22 protein-coding genes, 1 tRNA gene and 2 pseudogenes are annotated in these 22,879 nt (G+C 57.5%); 14 read left to right on the top strand and 11 right to left on the bottom strand.

All coding sequences use genetic code 11. The annotated features are described in order from the left end of the window. Positions 1–82: 82 nt before the first annotated feature. Together ACIPZ8_RS01450 and ACIPZ8_RS01445 are read left to right on the top strand one after the other, a co-directional pair. The gene (locus ACIPZ8_RS01450) at positions 83–706 is read left to right on the top strand and encodes a cysteine hydrolase family protein (RefSeq protein ID WP_400719233.1); all 624 of its coding nucleotides are present in this window, start codon (positions 83–85) and stop codon (positions 704–706) included. A 186-nt stretch (positions 707–892) separates the two neighbouring features. After that, a complete protein-coding gene (locus tag ACIPZ8_RS01445; RefSeq protein ID WP_400719232.1) occupies positions 893–1,726 on the top strand; it encodes a MurR/RpiR family transcriptional regulator in 834 nt (277 codons plus the stop codon). A gap of 47 nt (positions 1,727–1,773) precedes the next feature. Here ACIPZ8_RS01445 and ACIPZ8_RS01440 read toward each other — a convergent pair whose 3' ends face one another. Then, positions 1,774–2,499: a methyl-accepting chemotaxis protein gene (locus tag ACIPZ8_RS01440; RefSeq protein WP_400719730.1), complete on the bottom strand. Its 726-nt coding sequence runs from the start codon at positions 2,497–2,499 to the stop codon at positions 1,774–1,776. Between the two features lie 129 nt (positions 2,500–2,628). Beyond that, positions 2,629–3,603 (bottom strand): annotated as a pseudogene (locus ACIPZ8_RS01435) (cache domain-containing protein); the annotation flags it as partial. Between the two features lie 460 nt (positions 3,604–4,063). Between ACIPZ8_RS01435 and ACIPZ8_RS01430 the strand changes: the two are divergent. Next, a complete protein-coding gene (locus ACIPZ8_RS01430; protein ID WP_400719231.1) occupies positions 4,064–4,417 on the top strand; it encodes a RidA family protein in 354 nt (117 codons plus the stop codon). A 61-nt stretch (positions 4,418–4,478) separates the two neighbouring features. Here the strand turns inward: ACIPZ8_RS01430 and ACIPZ8_RS01425 are convergent, their stop codons facing one another. The 4 genes from ACIPZ8_RS01425 to ACIPZ8_RS01410 form a co-directional block, all read right to left on the bottom strand. Beyond that, on the bottom strand, positions 4,479–4,952 hold the full coding sequence (locus tag ACIPZ8_RS01425) for an Lrp/AsnC family transcriptional regulator (protein WP_186553627.1): 474 nt from the start codon (positions 4,950–4,952) through the stop codon (positions 4,479–4,481). Between the two features lie 330 nt (positions 4,953–5,282). Then, on the bottom strand, positions 5,283–6,740 hold the full coding sequence (locus tag ACIPZ8_RS01420; protein ID WP_400719230.1) for an amino acid permease: 1,458 nt from the start codon (positions 6,738–6,740) through the stop codon (positions 5,283–5,285). A 164-nt stretch (positions 6,741–6,904) separates the two neighbouring features. Then, on the bottom strand, positions 6,905–8,311 hold the full coding sequence (locus ACIPZ8_RS01415) for an aspartate aminotransferase family protein (RefSeq protein WP_400719229.1): 1,407 nt from the start codon (positions 8,309–8,311) through the stop codon (positions 6,905–6,907). Between the two features lie 16 nt (positions 8,312–8,327). Next, the gene (locus tag ACIPZ8_RS01410; RefSeq protein WP_400719228.1) at positions 8,328–9,794 is read right to left on the bottom strand and encodes an NAD-dependent succinate-semialdehyde dehydrogenase; all 1,467 of its coding nucleotides are present in this window, start codon (positions 9,792–9,794) and stop codon (positions 8,328–8,330) included. 547 nt (positions 9,795–10,341) lie between these two features. On the opposite strand from ACIPZ8_RS01410, the gene ACIPZ8_RS01405 reads away from it, so the two are divergent. The 3 genes and pseudogenes from ACIPZ8_RS01405 to ACIPZ8_RS01395 form a co-directional block, all read left to right on the top strand. Continuing rightward, positions 10,342–10,701 carry a transposase gene (locus ACIPZ8_RS01405; RefSeq protein ID WP_400719227.1) on the top strand — a complete coding sequence of 120 codons (360 nt, stop codon included), beginning with the start codon at positions 10,342–10,344 and terminating at the stop codon, positions 10,699–10,701. A gap of 119 nt (positions 10,702–10,820) precedes the next feature. Beyond that, entirely contained in the window at positions 10,821–11,459 is a 639-nt protein-coding gene (locus ACIPZ8_RS01400) for an IS3 family transposase (RefSeq protein ID WP_400719226.1), read from the top strand. A 469-nt stretch (positions 11,460–11,928) separates the two neighbouring features. Beyond that, positions 11,929–12,192: pseudogene (locus tag ACIPZ8_RS01395) on the top strand (integrase); the annotation flags it as partial. A 109-nt stretch (positions 12,193–12,301) separates the two neighbouring features. On the opposite strand, the gene ACIPZ8_RS01390 reads toward ACIPZ8_RS01395, so the two are convergent. Further along, positions 12,302–12,389, bottom strand: a tRNA-Ser gene (locus ACIPZ8_RS01390). Between the two features lie 132 nt (positions 12,390–12,521). Here ACIPZ8_RS01390 and ACIPZ8_RS01385 point away from each other — a divergent pair. From ACIPZ8_RS01385 to ACIPZ8_RS01350, 8 genes are all read left to right on the top strand, one after another. Then, a complete protein-coding gene (locus ACIPZ8_RS01385) occupies positions 12,522–13,193 on the top strand; it encodes a Bax inhibitor-1/YccA family protein (protein WP_060511118.1) in 672 nt (223 codons plus the stop codon). A 178-nt stretch (positions 13,194–13,371) separates the two neighbouring features. Beyond that, entirely contained in the window at positions 13,372–14,751 is a 1,380-nt protein-coding gene (locus ACIPZ8_RS01380) for a nucleobase:cation symporter-2 family protein (protein ID WP_400719225.1), read from the top strand. Between the two features lie 173 nt (positions 14,752–14,924). Next, positions 14,925–15,317, top strand: coding sequence for a sulfurtransferase complex subunit TusD (gene tusD / locus ACIPZ8_RS01375; RefSeq protein WP_400719224.1), 393 nt, complete (start codon positions 14,925–14,927; stop codon positions 15,315–15,317). A gap of 1 nt (position 15,318) precedes the next feature. Then, on the top strand, positions 15,319–15,678 hold the full coding sequence (gene tusC, locus ACIPZ8_RS01370) for a sulfurtransferase complex subunit TusC (RefSeq protein WP_400719223.1): 360 nt from the start codon (positions 15,319–15,321) through the stop codon (positions 15,676–15,678). After that, complete coding sequence (gene tusB, locus ACIPZ8_RS01365; RefSeq protein WP_400719222.1) at positions 15,678–15,974, top strand: sulfurtransferase complex subunit TusB; 297 nt, start codon at positions 15,678–15,680, stop codon at positions 15,972–15,974. Before tusC ends, tusB begins: the two co-directional genes overlap by 1 nt. Further along, positions 15,971–16,306, top strand: a complete 336-nt coding sequence (locus tag ACIPZ8_RS01360) for a TusE/DsrC/DsvC family sulfur relay protein (RefSeq protein ID WP_294325731.1) — start codon at positions 15,971–15,973, stop codon at positions 16,304–16,306. Before tusB ends, ACIPZ8_RS01360 begins: the two co-directional genes overlap by 4 nt. Beyond that, the gene (locus ACIPZ8_RS01355) at positions 16,303–17,304 is read left to right on the top strand and encodes a glycosyl transferase family protein (RefSeq protein WP_400719221.1); all 1,002 of its coding nucleotides are present in this window, start codon (positions 16,303–16,305) and stop codon (positions 17,302–17,304) included. The genes ACIPZ8_RS01360 and ACIPZ8_RS01355 overlap by 4 nt, the downstream gene beginning before the upstream one ends. Before the next feature lie 96 nt (positions 17,305–17,400). After that, the gene (locus ACIPZ8_RS01350) at positions 17,401–18,360 is read left to right on the top strand and encodes a glutathione S-transferase family protein (protein WP_400719220.1); all 960 of its coding nucleotides are present in this window, start codon (positions 17,401–17,403) and stop codon (positions 18,358–18,360) included. Between the two features lie 118 nt (positions 18,361–18,478). Here ACIPZ8_RS01350 and cysG read toward each other — a convergent pair whose 3' ends face one another. From cysG to ACIPZ8_RS01330, 4 genes are read right to left on the bottom strand one after another with little or no spacing between them, the layout of a single operon-like run. Further along, complete coding sequence (gene cysG / locus ACIPZ8_RS01345; RefSeq protein ID WP_400719219.1) at positions 18,479–19,870, bottom strand: siroheme synthase CysG; 1,392 nt, start codon at positions 19,868–19,870, stop codon at positions 18,479–18,481. Further along, positions 19,871–21,151, bottom strand: a complete 1,281-nt coding sequence (serS, locus tag ACIPZ8_RS01340) for a serine--tRNA ligase (RefSeq protein ID WP_400719218.1) — start codon at positions 21,149–21,151, stop codon at positions 19,871–19,873. It abuts the gene before it with no gap. 30 nt (positions 21,152–21,181) lie between these two features. Continuing rightward, on the bottom strand, positions 21,182–21,556 hold the full coding sequence (gene crcB, locus ACIPZ8_RS01335) for a fluoride efflux transporter CrcB (RefSeq protein WP_400719217.1): 375 nt from the start codon (positions 21,554–21,556) through the stop codon (positions 21,182–21,184). Beyond that, complete coding sequence (locus tag ACIPZ8_RS01330; RefSeq protein WP_079227299.1) at positions 21,553–22,878, bottom strand: replication-associated recombination protein A; 1,326 nt, start codon at positions 22,876–22,878, stop codon at positions 21,553–21,555. Before ACIPZ8_RS01330 ends, crcB begins: the two co-directional genes overlap by 4 nt. Position 22,879: the final 1 nt, after the last annotated feature.

Here is a 22,879-nt window from a genome sequence, read left to right as displayed (position 1 = left end):
TGATAGCTCACGAGGGGAATCGATCGCCGATATGCTTTGAAAAATGCACGAGCAACGCGCAATCACAACAAGAGGAAGAATGATGAAACGTACCCACCCGGAAGGCCTGTCACGCAGCACGCTGGTCGATCCCAAGCGCACCGCTCTATTGGTTGTCGATGTCCAGAACGCTGAGGTTTCCCCCTACATCCAGGAAAACCAACCGGATTACTACCGGCAGGTGACCCAGCACGTTGTACCCCAAATCAGAAAGCTCATTGACGCCGCCCGGGCTGCGGGGAGCGAGGTTGTGTACACCGTGATCGAAAGCCTCACTAGCGACGGTCGCGACAGATCGCTTGACCACAAACTCTCCGGGCTTTTCGTGGCCAAAGGGTCATGGGAGGGCAAGGTCGTTGAAGCTATTGCCCCGGAAGCGGATGACATCCTGCTCCCCAAAACCTCGTCCGGAGTCTTCAACTCCACGAATCTGGATTACGTGCTGCGTAACCTGGGTATTGAGGCCGTTGTCGTTGCAGGAGTGTTGACCGATCAATGCATCGACATGGCTGTCAGAGACGGCGCGGATAAGGGCTATTTCATGATCTGTGTATCTGACGCTTGCGCAAGCTATACCACTGCTCGACATGAGCAGGCGTTGTCCGCGTTTGGCGGATATTGCCGAGTCTCGACCACACAAGAAATCGTTACAGAACTGGGAAGATAAACGAGCACGCCTAGCTAAAGGCTGCCCTATCCCGATAGGGGTGATAGGGCAATTCTCAAGGTCGCAGATTATGGGAATGGTCTATCCGGACTGACCACTTTTCGCTCCCTCCTCAAAATATGCTAGCTTGCCGTTGCCATACGCCAATCGCCGATTTCGGACTACGCATCACTCACTAGGCCAACCATGACCTCCCCCAAGACCATTCGACAGCTGATTCAAGCCAATAAATCCAGCTTCACTCCGAGTGAACGCAAGCTTGTCAAACTCTTGACCGGGGCCAAGCCCATACTGGCCCTGGGTACCATTCATGAATTGGCAAATCATGCACATGTCAGCGCACCAACGGTTTTGCGTTTTGCCGTAAAGCTGGGCTATTCGGGATTTCCTGAGTTTCAAAAAGCATGGCTTAACGAACTCGAACTGAAGCTAAGCTCGCCCCTTACAATGATCAATCAGCCTCATGAGGATGAAGCACATACGTTCTCAAAGGGTTTAGGCTCGATGGTTGAAGACGCTATCGCGGAGCTGTCAGCGGGATTTGATCTTGTAAAGCTGCTATCGGACAGTAGACAACGCGTATATGTCCGTGGAGGAAGATTCAGTCAAACCTTGGCTGAATACCTATACGCCCACTTAAAAGAAATGCGCGGCAACACTGAGATTTTAGGCAGGACCCCTGCGCACGACCTCGATACGATAGTTGACATTGGAAAGAAAGATATTCTAATCGCCTTTGACTATCGTCGCTACCAGGAAGACACCGTACGACTAGCCAGATTGGCAGCGGAGCAAGGCGCCCAAATTGTACTGTTCACCGATAAATGGCTATCCCCGATATCGGAGCTGACCAATAATGTAGTTATTTCCGATATTTCTTCAGGGTCGGCATACGACAGCCTAGTACCAGCCATGGCACAACTGGAATATCTTTCGATGCTTCTGCTTAAGGAACTCGGCGAAACCGCCTCCACCCGACTGAAGAGGCTTGAGGCTATTCGATCATACGGTCGAGATTGACTTTTAATTTTAAAGGCCCAGGCTCGCTATGGGTTGGGCCCCCTACTCTAGATTTTAAAGCCTCGAACTAACTGCTGTAGTTCCGACACTTGCTTATCCATCTGATTGCAAGCCGCTAGGGTGCGTTGCAAGCTTCTAGCCGCGTCCTCATTAAGCTCGTTCATTTGAGCAATGTCTTCATTTATAGTATCAATCACCGCCGTCTGCTCCTCGGTTGCAGCAGCGACGGAATGATTCATTGCATCCATGGACTCGATTTTGGATGCGACGCTAGCAAGACCTTTACCCGCTTCGTGGGCGATATCCATACTTTTCATACTCAGTTCACGGCTTTCTGACATGATGTACACTGCCGCTTCAGCCCCCGACTGCAGCTCCTCGATCATGCTTTGGATCTCTTGTGCGGACTGCTGCGTTCGATGCGCAAGGCTACGCACTTCATCAGCTACGACGGCAAATCCACGACCAGCTTCACCAGCCCTGGCCGCTTCGATAGCGGCGTTGAGTGCAAGTAGATTGGTTTGCTGGGAGATAGATTTAATGACCTCCAAGATCCCACCAATATTTGTAGATTTTGCACTGAGGGCCTCAATAGCGTCGCTGGCTGTTCGGATTCGTCCCGTCAACGTTTGCATCGACTCAATGGTTTGATCAACTGTCGAACGGCCATCTGCCGCATTCTTGGTGACCCCACTTGCCTCTTTAGAGGCATTGGCGGCATTGCTGGCAATCTCTTGAGCGGCTGCGCCGAGCTGGTGGATTGCAGCAACCACACTCCTGGTTCTCGTACCCTGTTCCTCAGAATTTATTATAGACGAATTTGAATGACTCACCAATTCACGAGAGACAGTGTTCAAATGCGTTGCAGAGTTATAGACTTTGAAAATCGAGTCGTGAATCCTTTCGACAAAAACGTTGAAAGCTCGACCAAGTCTTCCGATTTCGTCGTGCCCGACAAACACCAACCTTCTAGTCAAATCACCTTCACCTTGCGAGATATTTTCCATTTCGTGGGTCATCTCACGCAGCGGGCGGATAAGCATAGTAATTAAGCCACTCAATACTAGCACAATTATAATCGACATTATCATAGCACTCCACATCACCGAACGGCGGAAGCTGTCGAGTGAAGAATATACGGCTCTTCGATCAACAGTTAGCCCGACATACCAATCGGCTGAAGCAAGACCAGAAATCTTCGTAAACTTCATCAGCTGCGAAACATCCCCGTTGCTCACCTCATGCAAACGCCCATCAGTAAAATTCTTGAGCGTGGGGTAAATTTCGGCAAGCGGCTTTTCTACCAAATCCGAATCAGGGTGCACCAAAATATCTCCTCGACCGCTTACCAAAAATGCATGGCCCATCCCCTTCAAATCGAGAGAATTAAGAATTATAGCTACATGTCCAATATCCAGGTCACCCCCGACCACACCTAGGGTTCGATTATTCGCCCTAACCGCATTGGCGATTGTAATTGTCAATCTATTGGTATTGGAGTCGATATAGGGCGCTGTTAGAGCGGTTGAACTACTAATACTGGCAAGCTTGTACCAAGGACGCTGCCGTGGGTCGTAACCATCTGGCATGGGCTCATCGGGGATCTGCGTAAACTGCCCCTGGTCAGAACCATAATATATAAATCTAAAATTAGACGCGAGGGTCTTATTCTTTAAGAGCCCTGTAAGGTCGCCAGGACGGGAGCCGACCAATTGTGCAAGGTGCTCTACCAGGAGAATGCGTCCTCCCATCCAACTGTCGATATTGCTTGCCGCCAATGCACCGACATCATCCAAATATTTTTCTACATCGCTGGAAATCCTATCTCGCTGCTGATGGTATACCAACACACCAAAAGTCCCAAATGATAGAACCATCACGATGCAAGCAGCAGCCAATATCTTGCTCATGAAACCAAGCCTCAGCATTTCTCAACCCCTAGTCTCTACAAGGAAAGGGGTATTAGTGTTCATGAACTGATCAAATTTGCCCGGCGAAACGGGGCTTCATACGATCAAAAACAGCGTTATCTACATGAATAACGCAGAAAATCTGAATGCTCGGGTTTACATCTTGCGGCTAGAGTAGCCACATGATGCGATTTTTATCGCAGTGATTAGTGCCCTGCTACTTTCCACTCTCAAACAACATCGCGACTCCACATTTTTACCCATTTTTATCATAAAAATCAGGCAATATCTCTGACCAATCACACTTATACTTTCACAAGTATTTTTTCTGCGCCGCACATACCGCAGCTTTAAAATATTATCCCCCACAAAGCAGGGTGAGCTTCCCGCTCACTTTTCAATTCAGTACAAACAAGGAATTCGCCAAATGGCCATCACGCGACTGCACGCGAACAAGCGCTTGAGCAATACAGTAGTTCACAATGGGGTAGTCTATCTTGCTGGGCAGTTGGCCAACCAACACAGTGCCGACATCAAGACCCAGACTCGCGAAACGCTGAGCAATATTGATACACTACTGAGGGAAGTAGGCAGCGATAAGACGCGTATCCTCTCGGCCACCATTTATCTCGCCGATATCGATGCAGATTTTGATGAAATGAATGAAGTATGGGAAGACTGGGTGGCCGCTGGCCATGAACCAGCACGCGCTTGCGTCCAGGCTGCGATGTTCAAGCCTAGCTTGCTGGTCGAAATTTCGATTGTAGCTGCAGTAGACTGAAAGCGTATCAGCTACTAAGCGCTTTCACTGGGCGGTATTCACATACCGCCCTTCGGGACCTTCAGAGGCTTTCTTCGATAGGGATAGTAAATCCGGCTTTGACCCTATCCATAACCACCATGGTTTTGAAGCTTTTGATATCGCAATTCTCGTAAAAGAAACGTCTTGTGAAATTTTCGTAGTCTTCCATATTCTTACAAGTCACTACGATCACAAAGTCGGCATCCCCAGTCACGTAGAACCCGCTCATTACCTCAGGCGTGTTACGTATAGCATGCTTGAACTTGTCGATGATATCTGTCCGCTCTCGCTCAAGGGTAACCAAGACGAGCATCGTTACGTGGCGCCCCACTGCTTTAGGGGAAACGATGGAAACATCACCCTCGATCACCCCCTCAGCCCTCAAGCGCTTCAGCCTACGCTGGCAGGCAGTCGGTGATAGTCCAGCCAACTCACCAATCTCATCGGAAGTCAGCCGATTGTTAACTTGAACAGCGCTTAAAATTCTTACATCAATTCTGTCAAGTTCAATCACGAGGCACACTCCTAGCCGTTTATCAGGTTTGCGCCTGAGACGCAGATCACCCTCTTTCCATCCTATATAAACCCAGTCGAACTCGCTGTCAACTGCAATATCGCACTTCCCGCCACTTACTCGGATGCTTAAGCAATTAAAGATAATTTAGGCAATGCGAGCACAAGCTGCGTGAACCGCCAATCAATTTACTATCGGTTTTTGCTTGGACAGAGCACAACAACACTGCCTGAACGGTAACGCACAAAAAAGCGCATTGAGAAAGGCGACCAGACCCAACTCAATGCGCAAAACACCCAACGACAGGTATTAGACAATCACTTAGTGATATTAATTTGCCCCAGCATCAAGACCATAATCTGCATCCTGAAATTTTGGCTTGGCGATGGATGAGCGACGATATTTCACAAGGTAGGCAATCGTAAGCCATCCAAACCACAAGGGCATAAAGTAAAGCGCCGATAACGTGTCAGGCTCCAGGGCCAACAATGCGACGGTAAAGACAAAGAATGCCAAAGAGAAATAGCTGAGCGGAATACCCAATGGCATTTTGAATGTAGAAGCTGCGTGCAACTCAGGCTTTTTCTTGCGATAAACCAGGTAAGCAATCAGCACCAGCGACCAGATAAAAATGAGCAATACCGAAGCGACCGTACTTACGATGGTGAATACCGTCATTACGCTGGGAATGAAGATAAGCATCGCCGTACCTCCAGAGATGCAAATGCACGAGAACAGCAAGCTCGACCCAGGCACTCGTCTACGTGTGACTCCTTTGAAGGCAGTGGGAGCCTGGTTTACATCAGCAAGCCCAAACAGCGTCCGACTCGTACAGAAAATGCCGCTGTTGGCAGCGGAGATCGCCGAGGTGGTCACTACAAGGTTGATCAGGCCCGCAGCGACAGGCAATCCGGTCAGCATGAACAGCTGAACGAAAGGACTTTTGTCTGCGCTGACGGCATACCAAGATGACACGCTGATGATGCAGATCAGAGAGAGCACATAGAAAACCATTACCCGAATTGGCACCGCATTGATAGCCTTGGGCAGGGTCTTATACGGATCCTTCGCTTCGGCGGCAGTTGCGCCAATCATTTCAATTCCTGCGAATGAAAAGATTGCAATCTGGAAGCCTGCGAAGAAACCGCTTACGCCGAATGGAAGGAAAGCCTCTCGGTCTACCAAATGGCTGAAAGAGGCGGTGACTCCAGTCTGAGATACGAACGAGGTAGCGATAAGCACCAGGCCCACGACGATTAGGCTGACGACCGCAATGACTTTCACCAGCGAGAACCAAAACTCCAACTCACCAAACAATCTTACAGTCAGAAAATTGAGTGATAGCAACAGGCCCAGGATCACAAGTGCTGGGCCCCACGCTGGAAGATCCGGGAACCAGTACTGAAAATAGCCACCAATGACAACAGAATCCGCAGTCGCGGCAACGATCCAGGTTAGCCAATACGACCAACCAATGAAAAATCCTGCCCACGGCCCAAGGTAGTCAGAGCAAAAATCACCGAACGTTTTGTATTCGAGATTTGAGAGCAGAAGCTCTCCCATTGCTCTCATCACAAAGAACAAAACAATCCCGATGAGCATGTACGTGAAAATGATGGAGGTACCAGAGACGCTGATGGTCTTGCCGGCGCCCATGAACAGACCCGATCCGATTGCACCACCCAATGCAATGAATTGAATGTGACGATTCGAGAGTCCTCGATGCAATCCTTGCACTTCTTCAGAGCCAGATTCCTTCTGCGCTCCGGTTTTGGCAACATCAACCATTGTTACACCTATCAACGATTTTTAATCTTATAACTTTTGTACTAAAACGGTTGAATCATCAGCATCAGCCCATCGACTTTCAGCTGAGAGCAAACTTTAATTGGTAGCCATTAGAAAAACGGGCCGGTTTGGAGCCGGCCCGCTCTTCACTGCCAAGCAATGTTTTAGCGCAGAGCACCTTCAGCGGTGAGCTCGTTGATAACTTTGTTAACAGCTTTGCTGGCGATATCAACGATCTTGTCGATATCATTATTGGTAGCCACCAGCGGAGGCGCGAAGCCCAAGATCTCACCATGCGGCATCGCGCGCGCGATCAAATTAAGGTCGCGGGCAGCTTTGGAAATGCGAGCACCAACCTTCAGAGCTGGGTCAAGGCGGGTTTTGGTGGCTGGGTCAGCTACGAACTCCAGTGCAGCCATCAGGCCCACACCACGAACCTCGCCAACAATTGGCAGCCCCTCGAAGACTTCCTTCAGACTCTTCTGGAAGTACGCACCCACACGCGCGGCATTACCAGGAATATCTTCACCTTCAACGATGTCCAGAACAGCATTCGCCGCCGCTACACCAATCGGGTGACCCGAGTAGGTGTAGCCGTGGGAGAAGGCGCCAACTTTATCCGCGCCCTCTTCCATGACTTTGTAAACCTTCTCGCCAACAATCGACGCCGACAGCGGCGCGTATGCAGAAGTCAGGCCTTTGGCAACGGTAATGAGGTCAGGCTCGATACCGTATTTGTCGCAGCCAAACATTGCGCCAGTGCGACCAAAGCCGGTGATGACCTCGTCAGCGATCAGCAGGATGTCGTATTTCTTCAGGATCGGCTGGATTGCTGCCCAGTAACCGGCTGGAGGCGGCGTGATCCCGCCGGTACCCAAAACAGGCTCAGCGATGAAGGCGCCGATAGTGTCAGGGCCTTCGCGCAGGATCAGCTCTTCAAGCTCAGCGGCGCGACGGGCAGAAAACTGTTCCTCGCTCTCACCTGGCTCAGCGCCCCAGTAGTAGTGCGGTGCACCGGTGCGCAGGATGCCGCTAACAGGGAGATCCATGTAATCGTGGTAGAAGCTCATGCCGGTCATTGAGCCAGATACCACCGAGCAACCGTGGTAGCCACGATCACGGGTAATGATCTTTTTCTTTTTCGGCAGACCACGCAGGTTGTTGTAGTACCACACAAGCTTGGCTTGAGTTTCGTTGGCATCGGATCCAGACAGGCCGTAGAAGACCTTGCTCATTTTACCTGGCGCCATCTTCACCAGACGATCAGACAGGCGTGCCAGTTCGTCAGTGGTGTGCGCCGCATAGCTATGATAGTAAGCGAGCTTGTGGGCCTGACGAGAAATGGCTTCAGCTACATCAGTACGACCATAACCGACGTTCATGCAGTAAAGGCCAGCGAAACCGTCAATGTACTCACGACCCGTCGAGTCGGTGATGCAAAGGCCCTTGCCGGACTCTACGATAGTTGGATCGCCAAGTTTGCCAGAAGCAAAATCTTTCAGGTTAGTGAAAGGGTGCAGTACGGAATTGCGATCCTGAGCAGAGATCAGATCATGTTCTTGTTTGTTCATTTTTGACTCCTAGGAATTACAGGCCGCCGAAACAGACGTATTTGATTTCCATATACTCGGACAATCCATGCTTGGAACCTTCACGACCCAAACCAGACTGTTTCCATCCCCCAAACGGAATAGGGGCGCCGGTGAACTTGGGCGTATTCAGTGCCACCATGCCATACTCCAAACTATCGGAAAGACGCAGCGCCTTTCGCAAGTCGTTGGTGTACACATACGCCGCTAGACCGTATTCGGTGTTATTTGCGCGGGTCACGACTTCAGCTTCCGTATCGAACGGAAGAATTGCCGCAACCGGGCCGAAAGTTTCTTCGTACGCGATAGCCATGTCGTCAGTAACATCGGACAGGACTGTTGGCACAACGAAGTTACCTTGAGTCACAGGGCTGCCAACTACCAAGCGAGCACCTTTAGCCAAGGCGTTGGTGATGTGCTCCTGGCACTTCTGTGCCACGGTTGAACGGGTCATTGGGCCGATATCAACACCCGCTTCGAAACCATGACCGACTCGAAGCTTGGCGGTCGCTTGCCCGAACACCTTGACGAACTCGTCATACTTGGAGCGCTGTACATAGATGCGGTTAGCACCCAAGCAGTCCTGACCTGAGGTGGCGAACTTAGCGCCAATGCAGCCTTTCACTGCTTCTTCGATGGAAGCGTCCTCGAAGACAATGAAAGGAGCGTGACCACCCAGCTCCAGCGATACCTTCTTGACGGTGTCGCCCGCTTGCTTGAGCAGAATCTTCCCGACCTGGGTCGAGCCAGTAAAGCTGAAAGCTTGTACCTGAGGGTTCTGCAGCAGGCGTGCAGAATGGGTGATCGGATCACCTGTAACCACCTGGAACACACCTGCGGGGATACCTGCTTCCTCTGCCAGCTTGGCCAAAGCCAATGCGGAAAGCGGGGTTTCAGGGGCTGGCTTAACGATCATTGTGCAGCCCGCCGCCAACGCAGCAGCAGCTTTGCGGGTAATCATTGCACTTGGGAAGTTCCAAGGCGTGATGGCGCAGGTCACACCAATAGGCTGCAGTTTAGTCAGCAGCTGGCTGTTAGGCAGATGGCTAGGGATTGTCTCCCCGTAGCAACGCTCACCCTCAGCGGCGAACCAGTCAATGAAATTGGCGCCATATGCGATTTCACCAACGGACTCAGCCAGAGGCTTACCCTGTTCTGCAGTCATGATCACAGCCAGGTCTTGAGCGTGCTCACGAGTCAGCGCAGCCCATTTGCGGAGGATAGTTCCACGCTGAACTGGTAGCAGATCGCGCCATGCAGGGAATGCGGCGCTGGCAGCTTCAACGGCGCGGTCAACCCAGACGATATCGCAATGGCTGACTTCTGCAATTTTCTCGTCAGTACCCGGGTCAGTAACATCCAATCGATTCGCATCATCGATCCATTCCCCATTGATATAGGCACGCGTTTCCAGAAGATCTGGCCGCTTGAGCTGACTCAAAGCATTCTTGGCAAGGTTTTTCATAGCTACCACTTCAGATGTGTTGTTCTGTATGAATAGCTTATGCATCTTGCGCGCTTAAAAACGTACTTCAAAACCCGGCATGCGCAGAAATACTGCTTTATTAGCAGAAACTCGCATAATTTCTGCGCTTTTTTGGAAAAGCCCGTCGTAGAGCGTCTAAGACAATTTTCAGCTACCTAATTCGGCTCAAGCTCTCGCAACAACTATGTGGATACGCTCAACTGGCAAGGTCGCCTTCTCCGGGCCGAGGTTACAAGCTTCCACGAAATCAAAAGCCTGCTGACCAAGAAGGCATCGGGCTAAAAATGCTTTGCTAAGGCCTCAGATGTTCGCCAACGTTTCGCACATGATTGCTGATTTCTGCCTGCCCAGGTTGCAGGGTGCGGCTGTTGTGAGAGTTCGCTTGAATGACCGAGAGACCAGCCTCCCAACCAGTAAGAGCTTTGCGAGCATGACCGTGCCTTGATTCCCTGACGACCACCCTGCGCCAGCCCCAGTGGGTCGCATATCCCGCGAAGCGGCTTAGCAAGCAGAGTGAACTTGCCTAATGATTTTGGACACCTTCTTAGGGCGCTATGATGGCGCCCAATTGGAGGCAAAATCAGTGCGAAAGTCATACTCGAAAGAACAGAAAAACCGGGCTGCCGAGATGGTGCTCGACGGTGGCCAGTCAGTCCCCGAAGTCTGCGAAATGCTTGAGATTGGGCCTACAGCCCTGCGTCGCTGGGTTGAGCAGGAGCGCAAGGAGCGAGAGGGTAAGGTGCCGGCAGGAGCTAAGGCCATTACCCCTGATCAACATCGAATCCAAGAGCTTGAGGCACTGGTTCGCCAGAAAGATCGAGATATCGAAATCCTAAAAAAGGCCAGTGCTCTCCTGCTTCGGGACTCCAAAGATCGTTCTCACTGATCAACGAGCTGAGTGAGCAATACGGTGTTGTTGAATGCTGTCGCGTGCTTGGGGTCAAGCGCAGCAGTTTCTATGCGTGACGCCAGCGCCAAGCCCGAAAAAATCCTGGACGGGATCAGTTGCGCTCGGCTGTAGAGGGCCATTTCAAAGCCTCTCGAGGCTCGGCTGGGTCGCGGACGCTAACCCAGGAATTACGGCGCGACGGCCATAAGATTGGGCGTTACAAGGTACGTGCTCTGATGCGCGAAGCTGGCCTTAAATGCAGGCAGCATAGGCCGCACCGCTACCGCTCATCAGGCGTGGAAGCACTGATTGCCGAGAATCAGCTGAAGCGAAATTTCAAAGTTTCGACGATCAACGAAGTCTGGTGTGGGGACGTGACGTACATCCAGGTTGGCAAACGCTGGCTGTACTTGGCCGCTGTGATCGACCTTTATGCACGCCGTGTAGTCGGGTGGGCATTTTCGATGATTGCGGACGCCAGGCTGGCCTGTAGCGCGCTGCACATGGCGGCCGAGTCACGTGGCAAACCGGCGGGCGTGATGTTTCATTCTGACCAGGGATGTCAGTACACCAGCCACAAATTCAGGGCTGCACCTGAAGAGTACAGCCTGAACCAGAGCATGAGTCATCGCGGGCAATGCTGGGACAACGCCGCCATGGAGCGTTTCTTCGGGGCTCTGAAATCAGAGTGGATCCCCGCTGAGGGCTATGAAACCCCGGTAGCCATTGAGAAAAAGCTCAAGGAAGCGGCATAAAACCTAAACCGGTGTCCAAAACTAGTTGACCAGTTCAGTCAGAGGGCGTGAGGAGTCCAGGCGCATGGGAATGCTTCCACTGTGTTGTTTTTCACAGTTTCGCGTCCCCGGGAAGCGCCCAACAATTGAGCTTTCTTAGGAATCTCTTCACACACGTTCATACCATCAGACGAGAGAAGCGGCACACCATGAGCCCGTCGATTGTTTGTGCGATGTGTTCGACGTCACTCGCTCAAATGAATACGCACACCCGCGCAAGCGCGAGATCCGCAACCTCTCGTTGATCGGCCTCAAATGAGCAGGCAAGAAAAAGCCTCGGGTGATCAGCCTGGAGAACGTGAAGCAGATCTTGCAGTGGGGTCCGCTGATCGCCAAGCGCGACAAAGCCATAGAAGCCATTACACCTGCGCTTGTCGCCCAGTACCGTGATGCACGCTCGGCCCCTGGGTCTCCATACCTGCTGCTCACAGAGGCAGGCAAGCGGGTCACAGCCTCCATGCTTCGCCATCGCAGGAACGATGCCCGAGAGGACGCAGTGAAAGAAGCAGTAGCCGAAGGTGATCAGGTTCTGGCCAACCGTATTAGCCAATTCCAGTTTCGCGACATCCGCCCAAAAGCAGCGTCCGAAATCGGCGATGTCGACCACGCCAGTCTGTTGCTAGGCCATACCAAAGGTGACATTACGGAGCGTGTTTACCGTCGCGTTGGAGCCTTGGCGAAACCCACCAAGTAGGAAAGTATCGGAAGCGCTTCCGATTAAACCATTCCTACGTGTGTTCCCACGGGAGGTTTTCCTATGCCCCAGAAACGCAAAAAGCCCTGAATGATCAGGGCTTTGAATGTGGCGGAAGCGTAGAGATTCGAACTCTAGGATAGTTGCCCATCGACGGTTTTCAAGACCGTTGCCTTAAACCACTCGGCCACGCTTCCAGCTCGTTTTGCGGCCGCCATAATACCGTAATGAAACACGCTGTCAAACTCTCTGTGTCGCGGGTTGCGGAGCCTCTGTTAGACTGCTTGCATCTGAACGTCCAAAACCATGGATCCATAAGGAGTGTCGCCATGCGCGAACAGGATTATGCCGTACACCACGGCCAGCAAGCCGAGCAGCAGGAGGTCAGCAAGGTCCTGCGCAACACGTACAGCCTGCTGGCACTCACCCTCGCCTTCAGCGGTGTCATGGCCTTCGTTGCCCAGCAGATGCGTGTCGGTTACCCGAACGTGTTCGTCGTGCTGATCGGCTTCTACGGTCTGTTCTTCCTGACCAACAAACTGCGTGATTCGGTCTGGGGCCTGGTGTCCACCTTCGCCCTCACCGGCTTCATGGGCTTCATCCTCGGCCCGATCCTCAACCGTTACCTGGGCATGGCCGGTGGCGCCGAAGTGGTCAGCTCGGCCTTCGCCATGACCGCCCTGGTGTTCGGTGGTCTGTCGGCCTATGTGCTGATCACCCGCAAGGACATGAGCTTCCTCAGCGGCTTCATCACCGCTGGCTTCTTTGTTCTGCTGGGCGCCGTGGTGGCGAGCTTCTTCTTCCAGATCAGCGGCCTGCAACTGGCGATCAGCGCTGGCTTCGTGCTGTTCTCGTCGGTCTGCATCCTGTTCCAGACCAGCGCGATCATTCATGGCGGCGAGCGCAACTACATCATGGCGACCATCAGCCTGTATGTATCGATCTACAACCTGTTCATCAGCCTGCTGCAGCTGTTCGGCATCATGGGCCGCGACGACTGATTCGGTTGGTTTACGGAAGAGCCCGCTTCGGCGGGCTTTTTTGTGCCCATTCTCTGACTTAAAAGTCAGATAACTATGCAAATGATCGCCGATCTTGCCGGTATCGTGCATTCCCCTACCGCAATCGTACTTCTGCCCGTAGAATGCGCTCCTTTTTTCTTCCGGGGCAGCTTCACCGATGAGCTCACACGAACACAGCCCGGGCGCGACGGCGCCTGCCAACGAACTGGTACTTGGCCTTGAGGACAAGCCAAGGCTGTTGATCGGCCTGCTGGCAGCGCTGCAGCACCTGCTGGCGATCATCGTGCCAATCGTCACCCCTGGCCTGCTGATCTGCCAGGCGTTGGGCGTTTCGGCTCGCGATACCAACCTCATCGTCTCCATGTCGCTGGTGATCTCCGGTATTGCCACGTTCGTCCAGTGCAAGCGCTTCGGCCCGTTCGGTGCCGGGCTGCTGATCGTGCAGGGCACCAGCTTCAACTTCGTCGGGCCGCTGATTGCCGGTGGCGCGCTGATGGTCAAGCAGGGCACGCCCGTGGAAAGCGTGATGGCGGCGATCTTCGGTGTGGTGATTGCCGGTTCGTTCGTCGAGATGGGCGTGTCGCGCATCCTGCCGTTCGTCAAACGCCTGATCACCCCACTGGTGACCGGTATTGTCGTGCTGATGATCGGCCTGACCCTGATCAAGGTCGGCCTGATCAGCATGGGGGGCGGCTTCGGCGCCATGGCCAATGGCACCTTTGCCAACGGCGAAAACCTGCTGCTGTCGGGCGCCGTGCTGGCGGTGATCGTGATCCTCAACCGCATCCCGGTGGTGTGGATGCGCAGCTGCGCGATCGTCATCGCCCTGGCGGTCGGCTATGCCCTGGCCGGCTACCTCGGCCGCCTGGACTTCACCGGCATGCACGAAGCCGCGCTGTTCCAGGTGCCGACGCCGCTGCATTTCGGCCTGGGTTTCTCCTGGGCACTGTTCATTCCGATGCTGGTGATCTACCTGGTGACTTCGCTGGAAGCCATTGGCGACGTCACCGCCACCAGCAAGGTCTCGCGCCAGCCGGTCGAAGGCCCGCTGTGGATGCAGCGCATCAAGGGCGGCGTGCTGGTCAACGGTGCCAACTCGCTGCTGGCCGGCCTGTTCAACACCTTTCCCAGCTCGATCTTCGCCCAGAACAACGGCGTGATTCAGCTGACCGGTATTGCCAGCCGCCATATCGGTATCTGGATTGCCGTCATGCTGGTGCTGCTGGGCCTGTTCCCAAGCGTGGCCGGTGTGATTCAGGCGGTGCCTGAGCCGGTGCTGGGTGGCGCGGCCATGGTGATGTTCGGGGCGGTTGCCGCATCGGGCATCAACATTCTGGCCAGTACTCGCCTGGACCGTCGCGCCCTGCTGATCATCGCCGTGTCGCTGGCGCTGGGCTTGGGTGTGGCTCAGGTGCCGGAGTTCCTGGCGCACATGCCGGCGGCGATCCGCAATGTGCTGGAATCGGGTGTGGCCACTGGTGGCATCTGCGCCTTGGTGCTGAACTGGTTCCTGCCGGAGAGCAAGGAACAGGCTTGAGCCTTGTTCCCGTCAGTTAGACCCATGGGGCCGCTGCGCGGCCCATCGCAGGCAAGCCAGCTCCCACAGGGATAGCATCAGCCTTCAGGTATAAGGAAGCCCGGCCCGCCAGGTACAAGCGGGATCGCGCTTTTTTGCTTTATCATGGCGGCATTCCTTTTCACGAGTTGCCCATGAAATTCGCTATCGCGGTTCTTTCCCCGGCCCATGCGCCCTCCTCGCGCCGCGCCTTGCGCTTCGCCGAGGCGGTGCTGGCTGGCGGGCATGAGATTGCCCGGCTGTTCTTCTACCAGGACGGGGTGCACAGCGCCTCGGCCAACGTGGTCACACCCCAGGATGAACAGGACATCGCCGCCCAGTGGCGGGCCTTCATCGAAATCAACCGGCTCGATGCGGTGGTATGCATCGCCGCCGCCCTGCGCCGTGGCGTGCTCGATGAAGCCGAAGCCAGCCGTTACCAGCGCCCGGCGGTGAACCTGCCCAAGCCATGGGAGCTGTCCGGCCTCGGCCAGCTGCATGAAGCTGCACAAACTGCCGACCGGCTGGTCTGCTTCGGAGGCGACTGAAATGGCCAAGTCCATGTTGATCATCAGCCGCCAGGCACCGTGGAACGGCCCATCCGCCCGTGAGGCGCTGGATATCGCCCTGGCCGGCGGCGCCTTCGACCTGCCGCTGGCCATGCTGTTCCTCGATGACGGCGTGTTCCAGCTGGCGCCCGCTCAGCAACCCGCCGCCGTGGAGCAGAAGAACCTCGCCGCCAACCTGCAGGCGCTGCCGATGTTCGGCGTCGAAGAGCTGTTTGCCTGCCAGCACAGCCTGGCGCGTCGCGGCCTGGCCGCCGACGGCCTGGAGCTGCCGGTGGAGGTGCTGGACGACACTGCTCTGAAAGCCCTGATTACCCGTTTCGACCAAGTGGTGACGCTCTGATGCCAACCCTGCACGTGTTATCCCACTCCCCGTTCGGCGACGAGCGCCTGGACAGCTGCCTGCGCCTGTTGGGTGCTGACGATGGCGTGCTGCTGTGCGGCGATGCGGTCTATGCCCTGCGCGACGGCAGTGACACCCAGCGCCAGCTGCTGGCTGCCAACCTGGCACAACGCCTGTTCGCCCTCGACGAAGACCTGCAGGCCCGTGCCATCACTAGCACGCTGGCCAAGGCCGTGGACTACCAGGCCTTCGTCGAGCTGTCGCTGCACTACGACAAGGTCAACAGCTGGTTATGAGTACGCTGAACGTTGGCGATCGCGCCATCGCCCTGGACAAGGACGGCTTCCTGGTCGACCTGCAAGACTGGTCGCACCCCGTCGCCGAGGCGTTGGCCCAGCGCGAAAGCATTGCCCTGACTGCCGACCACTGGGAAATCCTCGAACTGCTGCGCCAGTTCTACGACGAATACCAGCTGTCACCGGCCACCCGCCCGCTGATCAAGTACACCGCGCTCAAGCTGGGCACGGAAAAGGGCAACAGCCCACACCTCAACCGCCTGTTCAACGGCACCCCCGCCAAACTCGCCGCCAAGCTGGCGGGCCTGCCCAAGCCGACCAATTGCATATGACCGACGCCCGCCCGCTGACCCTGGAAACCCCGGCCGAACACCCGTTCGCCGAATTCGTGCGCATCCTTGGCAAAGGCAAACGCGGCGCCCGCGGCCTGACCCGCGAGGAAGCCCGCGCCGCCATGACCCTGCTGCTCGAAGGCAAGGTCGAGGACACCCAGCTGGGTGCTTTCCTGATGCTGCTGCGGCACAAGGAAGAGAGCGCCGACGAACTCGCCGGCTTCACCGAAGCCCTGCGCGCCCACTTGCAGGCGCCGCGCATCGCCGTGGACATCGACTGGCCGACCTATGCCGGCAAGAAGCGTCACCTGCCCTGGTACCTGCTGAGCGCCAAGTGCCTGGCCGCCAATGGCGTGCGCATCCTGATGCACGGTGGCGGCGCGCACACGGCCGGGCGCATGTACACCGAACAACTGCTGGCCCTGCTGGAGATTCCGCTGTGCCGCGACTGGATGTCGGTAAGCACGGCACTGGACCAGCAAGGCCTGGCCTTCGCCCCGCTGCATGACTGGGCGCCGCAGTTGCAACGGATGATCGACCTGCGCAACACCCTCGGCCTGCGCTCGCCCATCCACTCCCTGGCGCGGGTACTCAACCCGCTGGCCGCGCGCTGCGGCCTGCAGAGCATCTTCCACCCCGGATACCAGGCCGTGCACCGCGAAGCCAGCCGCCTGCTCGGCGACCACGCCATTGTGATCAAGGGCGATGGCGGCGAGATCGAGGTGAATCCGGACGTGATCAGCCACCTTTATGGCACCACGGCAGGTGAAGCCTGGGACGAGGAATGGCCGGCGCTCAGCGAGCGCCGCCATGTGAAGCCGCCAAGCCTGCAACCCGAGCAGCTACTTGCCGTATGGCGCGGCGAAGCCGAGGACAGCTACGGCGAAATGGCCGTGGTCGCCACCATGGCCCTGGCCCTGCGCGGCCTGGGCCAGGACCGCGAGCAGGCGTTTGCCACAGCCCGCGCTTACTGGGCCGCACGCAACCAATCAAATTAGTCGATAGATATGGCGCGGTCTTTGCGCTAGTTGTTCGAACGATTTTCCCTAGACTGGGCTCCAACGACAAACAACTTTGTTTCCGAGGAGCTCAGCATGGGCCTTTTGATCGACGGCCGTTGGCACGACCAGTGGTATGAAAACGGCAAGGACGGCACCTTCAAGCGCGAAAACGCCCAGCGCCGCAATCAACTCCCCGCCCCGGAAGCCGGCCGCTACCACCTGTACGTGTCGCTGGCCTGCCCTTGGGCTCACCGCACGCTGATCCTCCGCGCTCTCAAGGGCTTGGAGCCACTGATCGACGTGTCCGTGGTCAGCTGGCTGATGCAGGACCATGGCTGGACCTTCGACACCGCGCAAGGCTCCAGTGGCGACCACCTCGACGCCTTGCAGTACCTGCACCAGCGCTACACCCAGGATGACCCGCACTACACCGGCCGCGTGACTGTGCCTGTGCTGTGGGACAAGAAGGAGAAGCGCATCGTCAACAACGAGTCGTCGGAGATCATCCGCATCTTCAACAGCGCGTTCAACGAGCTGACCGGCAATACCCTGGACCTGTACCCCGAGCCGCTGCGCCCGACCATCGAGGCGCTGAACGAACGCATCTACCCGGCGGTGAACAACGGGGTGTATCGCGCAGGCTTCGCCACCACCCAGGACGCCTATGAAGCGGCGTTCGATGAGGTGTTCAACGAACTGGATCATCTGGAAGCGCTGCTGGGCCGCAATCGCTACCTGGCTGGCGAGTACCTGACCGAGGCCGATGTGCGCCTGTTTACTACCCTGGTGCGTTTCGATGCGGTGTACCACGGGCACTTCAAGTGCAACCTAAAGCGGTTGAGCGACTACCACAACCTGTCCCACTGGCTGCGCGAGCTGTACCAGTGGCCGGGGGTGGCGGGGACCGTGGATATGGAGCATATCCAGAAGCATTACTACATGAGCCACAAGACCATCAACCCGAACGGGATCGTGCCCAAAGGGCCACTACAGGACTTCAACCAGCCCCATGATCGGGAGCGGTTGGTGGGCAAAGGGATCTGGCGGGGTTGAGATAGCCGGGGCTGCTTTGCAGCCCTTTCGCGACACAAGGCCGCTCCTACAGGGAGCGTGTATTCCTTGTAGGAGCGGCCTTGTGTCGCGAAAGGGCCGCAAAGCGGCCCCAACGATTTCAGCTGTTCTGCGAGCCTTCGAACCAGGCCAGCTTGTCGCGCAGTTGCACCACTTCCCCGACAATCACCAGGGTCGGCGCATGCACTTCATGCTGGGCCACCAGGTCCGGCAAGTCCGCCAGGGTGCCGGTGAACACCCGCTGATTGCGCGTAGTGCCCTGCTGCACCAAGGCTGCTGGCGTACTGGCCGCCCGCCCATGGCGAATCAGCTCGGCACAGATGGTCGGCAACCCCACCAGCCCCATGTAGAACACCAGGGTCTGGGCCGGCGCCACCAGGTCGTCCCACGGCAGGTTGCTGGTGCCATCCTTGAGGTGCCCGGTGACGAAGCGCACCGACTGGGCATAGTCACGGTGAGTCAGCGGAATGCCGCCATAGGCGGAGCAACCACTGGCCGCGGTAATCCCCGGCACCACCTGGAACGGGATGCCGTGCTCGGCCAGCTCCTCGATCTCTTCGCCACCCCGGCCGAAGATGAACGGGTCGCCGCCCTTGAGGCGCAACACACGCTTGCCCTGCTGGGCGAGGTCGACCAGCAGGCGGTTGATCTGGTCCTGCGGCACGGCATGGTCGGCGCGTCGCTTGCCAACGTAGATACGCTCGGCATCGCGCCGGCACATCTCGATGATGGCAGGTGCCACCAGGCGGTCGTACAGCACCACGTCGGCCTGCTGCATCAGGCGCAAGGCACGGAAGGTCAGCAAGTCCGGGTCGCCCGGCCCCGCCCCTACCAGATACACTTCACCGCCCTGCTGCACCGGTGCACCGTCGACCATCGCCTGCAACAGGCGCTCGGCCTCGGCGCCCTGCCCGGCCAACTGGCGCTCGGCGATCGGGCCCTGGAACACGGTTTCCCAGAAGCCACGGCGCTGATTGACGTCCGGATACAAGGATTTGACCTTGTGCCGAAAACGCGCGGCCAGCCCGGCCAGTTCGCCATAGGCCGACGGAATCCAGGCCTCCAGCTTGGCGCGGATCAACCGCGCCAGCACCGGGGCGTCACCACCACTGGACACCGCAATCACCAGCGGCGAACGGTCGACGATGGCCGGGAAGATCACCGTGCACAGGGCCGGCGCATCCACCACGTTGACCGGCAGGCTAAGCGCCTGCGCATCGGCCGACACCTGGGCGTTGAGCCCAGGGTCGTCGGTGGCCGCGATCACCAGCCGGCAGCCGACCAGGTCGGCCGCCTGATAGCCACGCACCAGCACCTCACCGCCACCTTCCCGGGCCAGCGCGGCCAGCTGGCCGTCGACATCCGGCGCCACCACACGCAGCGCGGCGCCGGCATCAGCCAGCAGGCGCGCCTTGCGCAGGGCGATCTCACCGCCGCCGACGACCAGTACCCGGCCGCCCTGCAACTTGTGGAACAGCGGCAGGTAATCCATTTAGCGGATGACCTCGACGCCGCCCATGTACGGCTTCAGCACGTCCGGTACGCGGATCGAACCGTCGGCCTGCTGGTAGTTTTCCAGCACGGCCACCAGGGTACGGCCTACGGCCAGGCCGGAACCGTTGAGGGTGTGCACCAGCTCGGGCTTGCCGGTTTCCGGGTTGCGCCAGCGGGCCTGCATGCGGCGCGCCTGGAAGTCACCACAGTTGGAGCAGGAGCTGATTTCGCGGTACTTGTCCTGGCTCGGCACCCACACTTCCAGATCGTAGGTCTTCACGGCGCCGAAGCCCATGTCGCCGGTGCACAGGGCCAGTACGCGGTATGGCAGCTCCAGCAGCTGCAGCACGCGCTCGGCGTTGGCAGTCAGGCCTTCCAGGGCTTCCATCGACTTCGACGGCTCGACCACCTGAACCATCTCGACCTTGTCGAACTGGTGCTGGCGGATCATGCCGCGGGTGTCACGGCCGGACGCACCGGCTTCGCTGCGGAAGCAAGGGGTGTGGGCAACCAGCTTCAACGGCAGCTGCTTGGCGTCGAGGATCTGCTCGGCGACCAGGTTGGTCAGCGACACTTCGGCGGTCGGAATCAGGTAGAAGTCGGCTTCGCCTTCGCGGGTGATCTTGAACAGGTCTTCCTCGAACTTCGGCAGCTGGCCAGTGCCCTGCAGGGCCGGGGCCTGCACCAGGTACGGGGTGTAGTGCTCCTCGTAGCCGTGCTCGCCGGTGTGCAGGTTGATCATGAACTGCGCCAGCGCGCGGTGCAGGCGGGCGATCGGCCCACGCAGCACGGCAAAGCGCGCACCAGACAGCTTGGCCGCGGCTTCGAAGTCCAGGCCACCGCTGACTTCGCCCAGGGCAACGTGGTCCTTGATCTCGAAATCGAAGGCGGTCGGCGTGCCCCAGCGGCGCACTTCGACGTTGTCGTCTTCGCTGGCACCGACCGGTACGCTGGCGTCCGGCAGGTTGGGGATGGTCAGCAGGATGCCGTCCAGTTCGGCCTGGATACCATCCAGTTCCGCCTTGCCGGCAGCCAGCTCATTGGCCATGCGCTCGACATCAGCCATCAGCGGGGCGATGTCCTCGCCCTTGGCCTTGGCCTGGCCGATCGACTTGGAACGGGCGTTACGCTCGGCCTGCAGCTGCTCGGTACGGGTCTGCACCGCCTTGCGCCGCTCTTCCAGTGATTCGATGCGCGCGACATCCAGGCTGAAGCCACGGGAGGCCAGGCGATCCGCCACTTCCTGAAGTTGGCCGCGTAACAGTTTGGAATCGAGCATATCGTTCTCTCGTTATAGGTAGGTGTTGGTTCAGAATCGGGTCAGGGACAGGCCGGCCCAGGTGGCCAGAAGCCCGCCCACCACGCTGATACTGGTATAGCCCAAGGCAAGGGGCACTTGCCCACTTTCGATCAGGCGCACGGTATCGAGCGAGAAGGAAGAAAAGGTCGTCAGGCCGCCAAGGAAGCCGACAATCAGGCCGGCACGCAGTTCGACCGGCGCCAGCGGCTTGTGCAGGAACAGGCCATAGAGCAGGCCGATCAGCAGGCAGCCGACCAGGTTGACCGCCAGCGTACCGAGATAGAAGTGCCGTGGCCAGTGGGTCGCGACCCAGTTGGCGGTGGCGAAGCGTAGCAAGGTCCCGGCAATACCGCCCGCGCTGACCGCGGCGATCAGTGCAATCACGGTTTTCTCCGCTGCCGGGGGCTGTTGCGGTCGAGCTCGGCCAGGTGGCGCAGCTTCTCGCCGATCTTCAGTTCCAGGCCTCGCGGCACGGGCTGGTAATACTGGCGCGGCTCGAGTTCTTCAGGGAAGTAGTCTTCGCCAGCGGCATAGGCATCGGGCTCGTCGTGGGCGTAGCGGTATTCTTCGCCGTAGCCGAGCTGCTTCATCAGCTTGGTCGGGGCATTGCGCAGGTGCAGCGGCACTTCCAGCGAGCCATGTTCCGCAGCCTCGCGCAAAGCGGTCTTGAAGCCCACGTACACCGCATTGCTTTTCGGCGCGCAGGCGATGTAGGTGATGGCCTGGGCCACTGCCAGCTCGCCTTCGGGGCTGCCCAGGCGCTCCTGCACGTCCCAGGCGGCCAGGCACAGGCTCAGGGCGCGCGGGTCGGCGTTGCCGATGTCCTCGCTGGCCATGCGCACCACGCGACGGGCGATGTACAGCGGGTCGCAGCCACCGTCGAGCATGCGTGCGAACCAGTACAGGGCACCATCGGGATTGGAGCCGCGCACCGACTTGTGCAGCGCGGAGATCTGGTCGTAGAACGCCTCGCCACCCTTGTCGAAGCGCCGACGGCTGTCACCGAGCAGGCTTTGCAGCATCTCGACGTCGATCTCGCTGCCATCTTCGGCAAGGTCCGAGGCATTCTCGAGGAAATTGAGCATGCGCCGGCCATCGCCATCGGCGGCGGCCATGAGCATCTTGAAGGCGTCGTCACCGACGCGCAGGTTACGCTTGCCCAGCCCGCGCTCCTCGGTCAGCGCACGGTTGACCAACTTGCGCAGCGCCGCTTCGTCCAGGCTCTTGAGCACATAGACCCGCGCCCGCGACAGCAAGGCGTTGTTCAGTTCGAACGACGGGTTCTCGGTGGTGGCACCGATGAACAGCAGTGTGCCGTCTTCCACGTAGGGCAGGAAGGCATCCTGCTGGGACTTGTTGAAGCGGTGCACTTCATCGACGAACAGGATGGTGCGCCGGCCATACTGCCCGGCCTGCTGCTTGGCCACTTCAACCGCCTGGCGGATCTCCTTGACCCCGGCCAGTACCGCCGACACCGTCTCGAAGTGCGCATCGCAGAACTGCGCCAGCAGACGCGCCAAGGTGGTCTTGCCCACCCCCGGCGGCCCCCAGAAGATCATCGAGTGCAGCGCACCCTGCTCCAGCGCCTCGCGCAACGGTTTGCCGCGCGCCAGCAGGTGCTCCTGGCCGACGTATTCGTCCAGGTTGGACGGGCGCAGGCGGGCCGCCAGGGGCTGGGCGACGGGTTCGCTTCGAAACAGGTCCATG

The organism is Pseudomonas sp. NPDC089422 (genome assembly GCF_044749405.1).
Classification (GTDB): domain Bacteria; phylum Pseudomonadota; class Gammaproteobacteria; order Pseudomonadales; family Pseudomonadaceae; genus Aquipseudomonas.
Note: the sequence above shows the minus strand (reverse complement) of the source record. Positions and strands in the feature narration are given on the sequence as shown.

Excerpts from the sequence above, each read along its gene's own strand:
- ACIPZ8_RS01450 (WP_400719233.1), top strand. The coding sequence starts at position 83 with ATGAAACGTACCCACCCGGAAGGCCTGTCACGCAGCACGCTGGTCGAT.
- ACIPZ8_RS01445 (WP_400719232.1), top strand. The coding sequence starts at position 893 with ATGACCTCCCCCAAGACCATTCGACAGCTGATTCAAGCCAATAAATCC.
- ACIPZ8_RS01430 (WP_400719231.1), top strand. The coding sequence starts at position 4,064 with ATGGCCATCACGCGACTGCACGCGAACAAGCGCTTGAGCAATACAGTA.
- ACIPZ8_RS01420 (WP_400719230.1), bottom strand. The coding sequence starts at position 6,740 with ATGGTTGATGTTGCCAAAACCGGAGCGCAGAAGGAATCTGGCTCTGAA.
- ACIPZ8_RS01415 (WP_400719229.1), bottom strand. The coding sequence starts at position 8,311 with ATGAACAAACAAGAACATGATCTGATCTCTGCTCAGGATCGCAATTCC.
- ACIPZ8_RS01410 (WP_400719228.1), bottom strand. The coding sequence starts at position 9,794 with ATGAAAAACCTTGCCAAGAATGCTTTGAGTCAGCTCAAGCGGCCAGAT.
- ACIPZ8_RS01405 (WP_400719227.1), top strand. The coding sequence starts at position 10,342 with ATGATTTTGGACACCTTCTTAGGGCGCTATGATGGCGCCCAATTGGAG.
- ACIPZ8_RS01385 (WP_060511118.1), top strand. The coding sequence starts at position 12,522 with ATGCGCGAACAGGATTATGCCGTACACCACGGCCAGCAAGCCGAGCAG.
- ACIPZ8_RS01380 (WP_400719225.1), top strand. The coding sequence starts at position 13,372 with ATGAGCTCACACGAACACAGCCCGGGCGCGACGGCGCCTGCCAACGAA.
- tusD (WP_400719224.1), top strand. The coding sequence starts at position 14,925 with ATGAAATTCGCTATCGCGGTTCTTTCCCCGGCCCATGCGCCCTCCTCG.
- tusC (WP_400719223.1), top strand. The coding sequence starts at position 15,319 with ATGGCCAAGTCCATGTTGATCATCAGCCGCCAGGCACCGTGGAACGGC.
- tusB (WP_400719222.1), top strand. The coding sequence starts at position 15,678 with ATGCCAACCCTGCACGTGTTATCCCACTCCCCGTTCGGCGACGAGCGC.
- ACIPZ8_RS01360 (WP_294325731.1), top strand. The coding sequence starts at position 15,971 with ATGAGTACGCTGAACGTTGGCGATCGCGCCATCGCCCTGGACAAGGAC.
- ACIPZ8_RS01355 (WP_400719221.1), top strand. The coding sequence starts at position 16,303 with ATGACCGACGCCCGCCCGCTGACCCTGGAAACCCCGGCCGAACACCCG.
- ACIPZ8_RS01350 (WP_400719220.1), top strand. The coding sequence starts at position 17,401 with ATGGGCCTTTTGATCGACGGCCGTTGGCACGACCAGTGGTATGAAAAC.
- cysG (WP_400719219.1), bottom strand. The coding sequence starts at position 19,870 with ATGGATTACCTGCCGCTGTTCCACAAGTTGCAGGGCGGCCGGGTACTG.
- serS (WP_400719218.1), bottom strand. The coding sequence starts at position 21,151 with ATGCTCGATTCCAAACTGTTACGCGGCCAACTTCAGGAAGTGGCGGAT.
- ACIPZ8_RS01330 (WP_079227299.1), bottom strand. The coding sequence starts at position 22,878 with ATGGACCTGTTTCGAAGCGAACCCGTCGCCCAGCCCCTGGCGGCCCGC.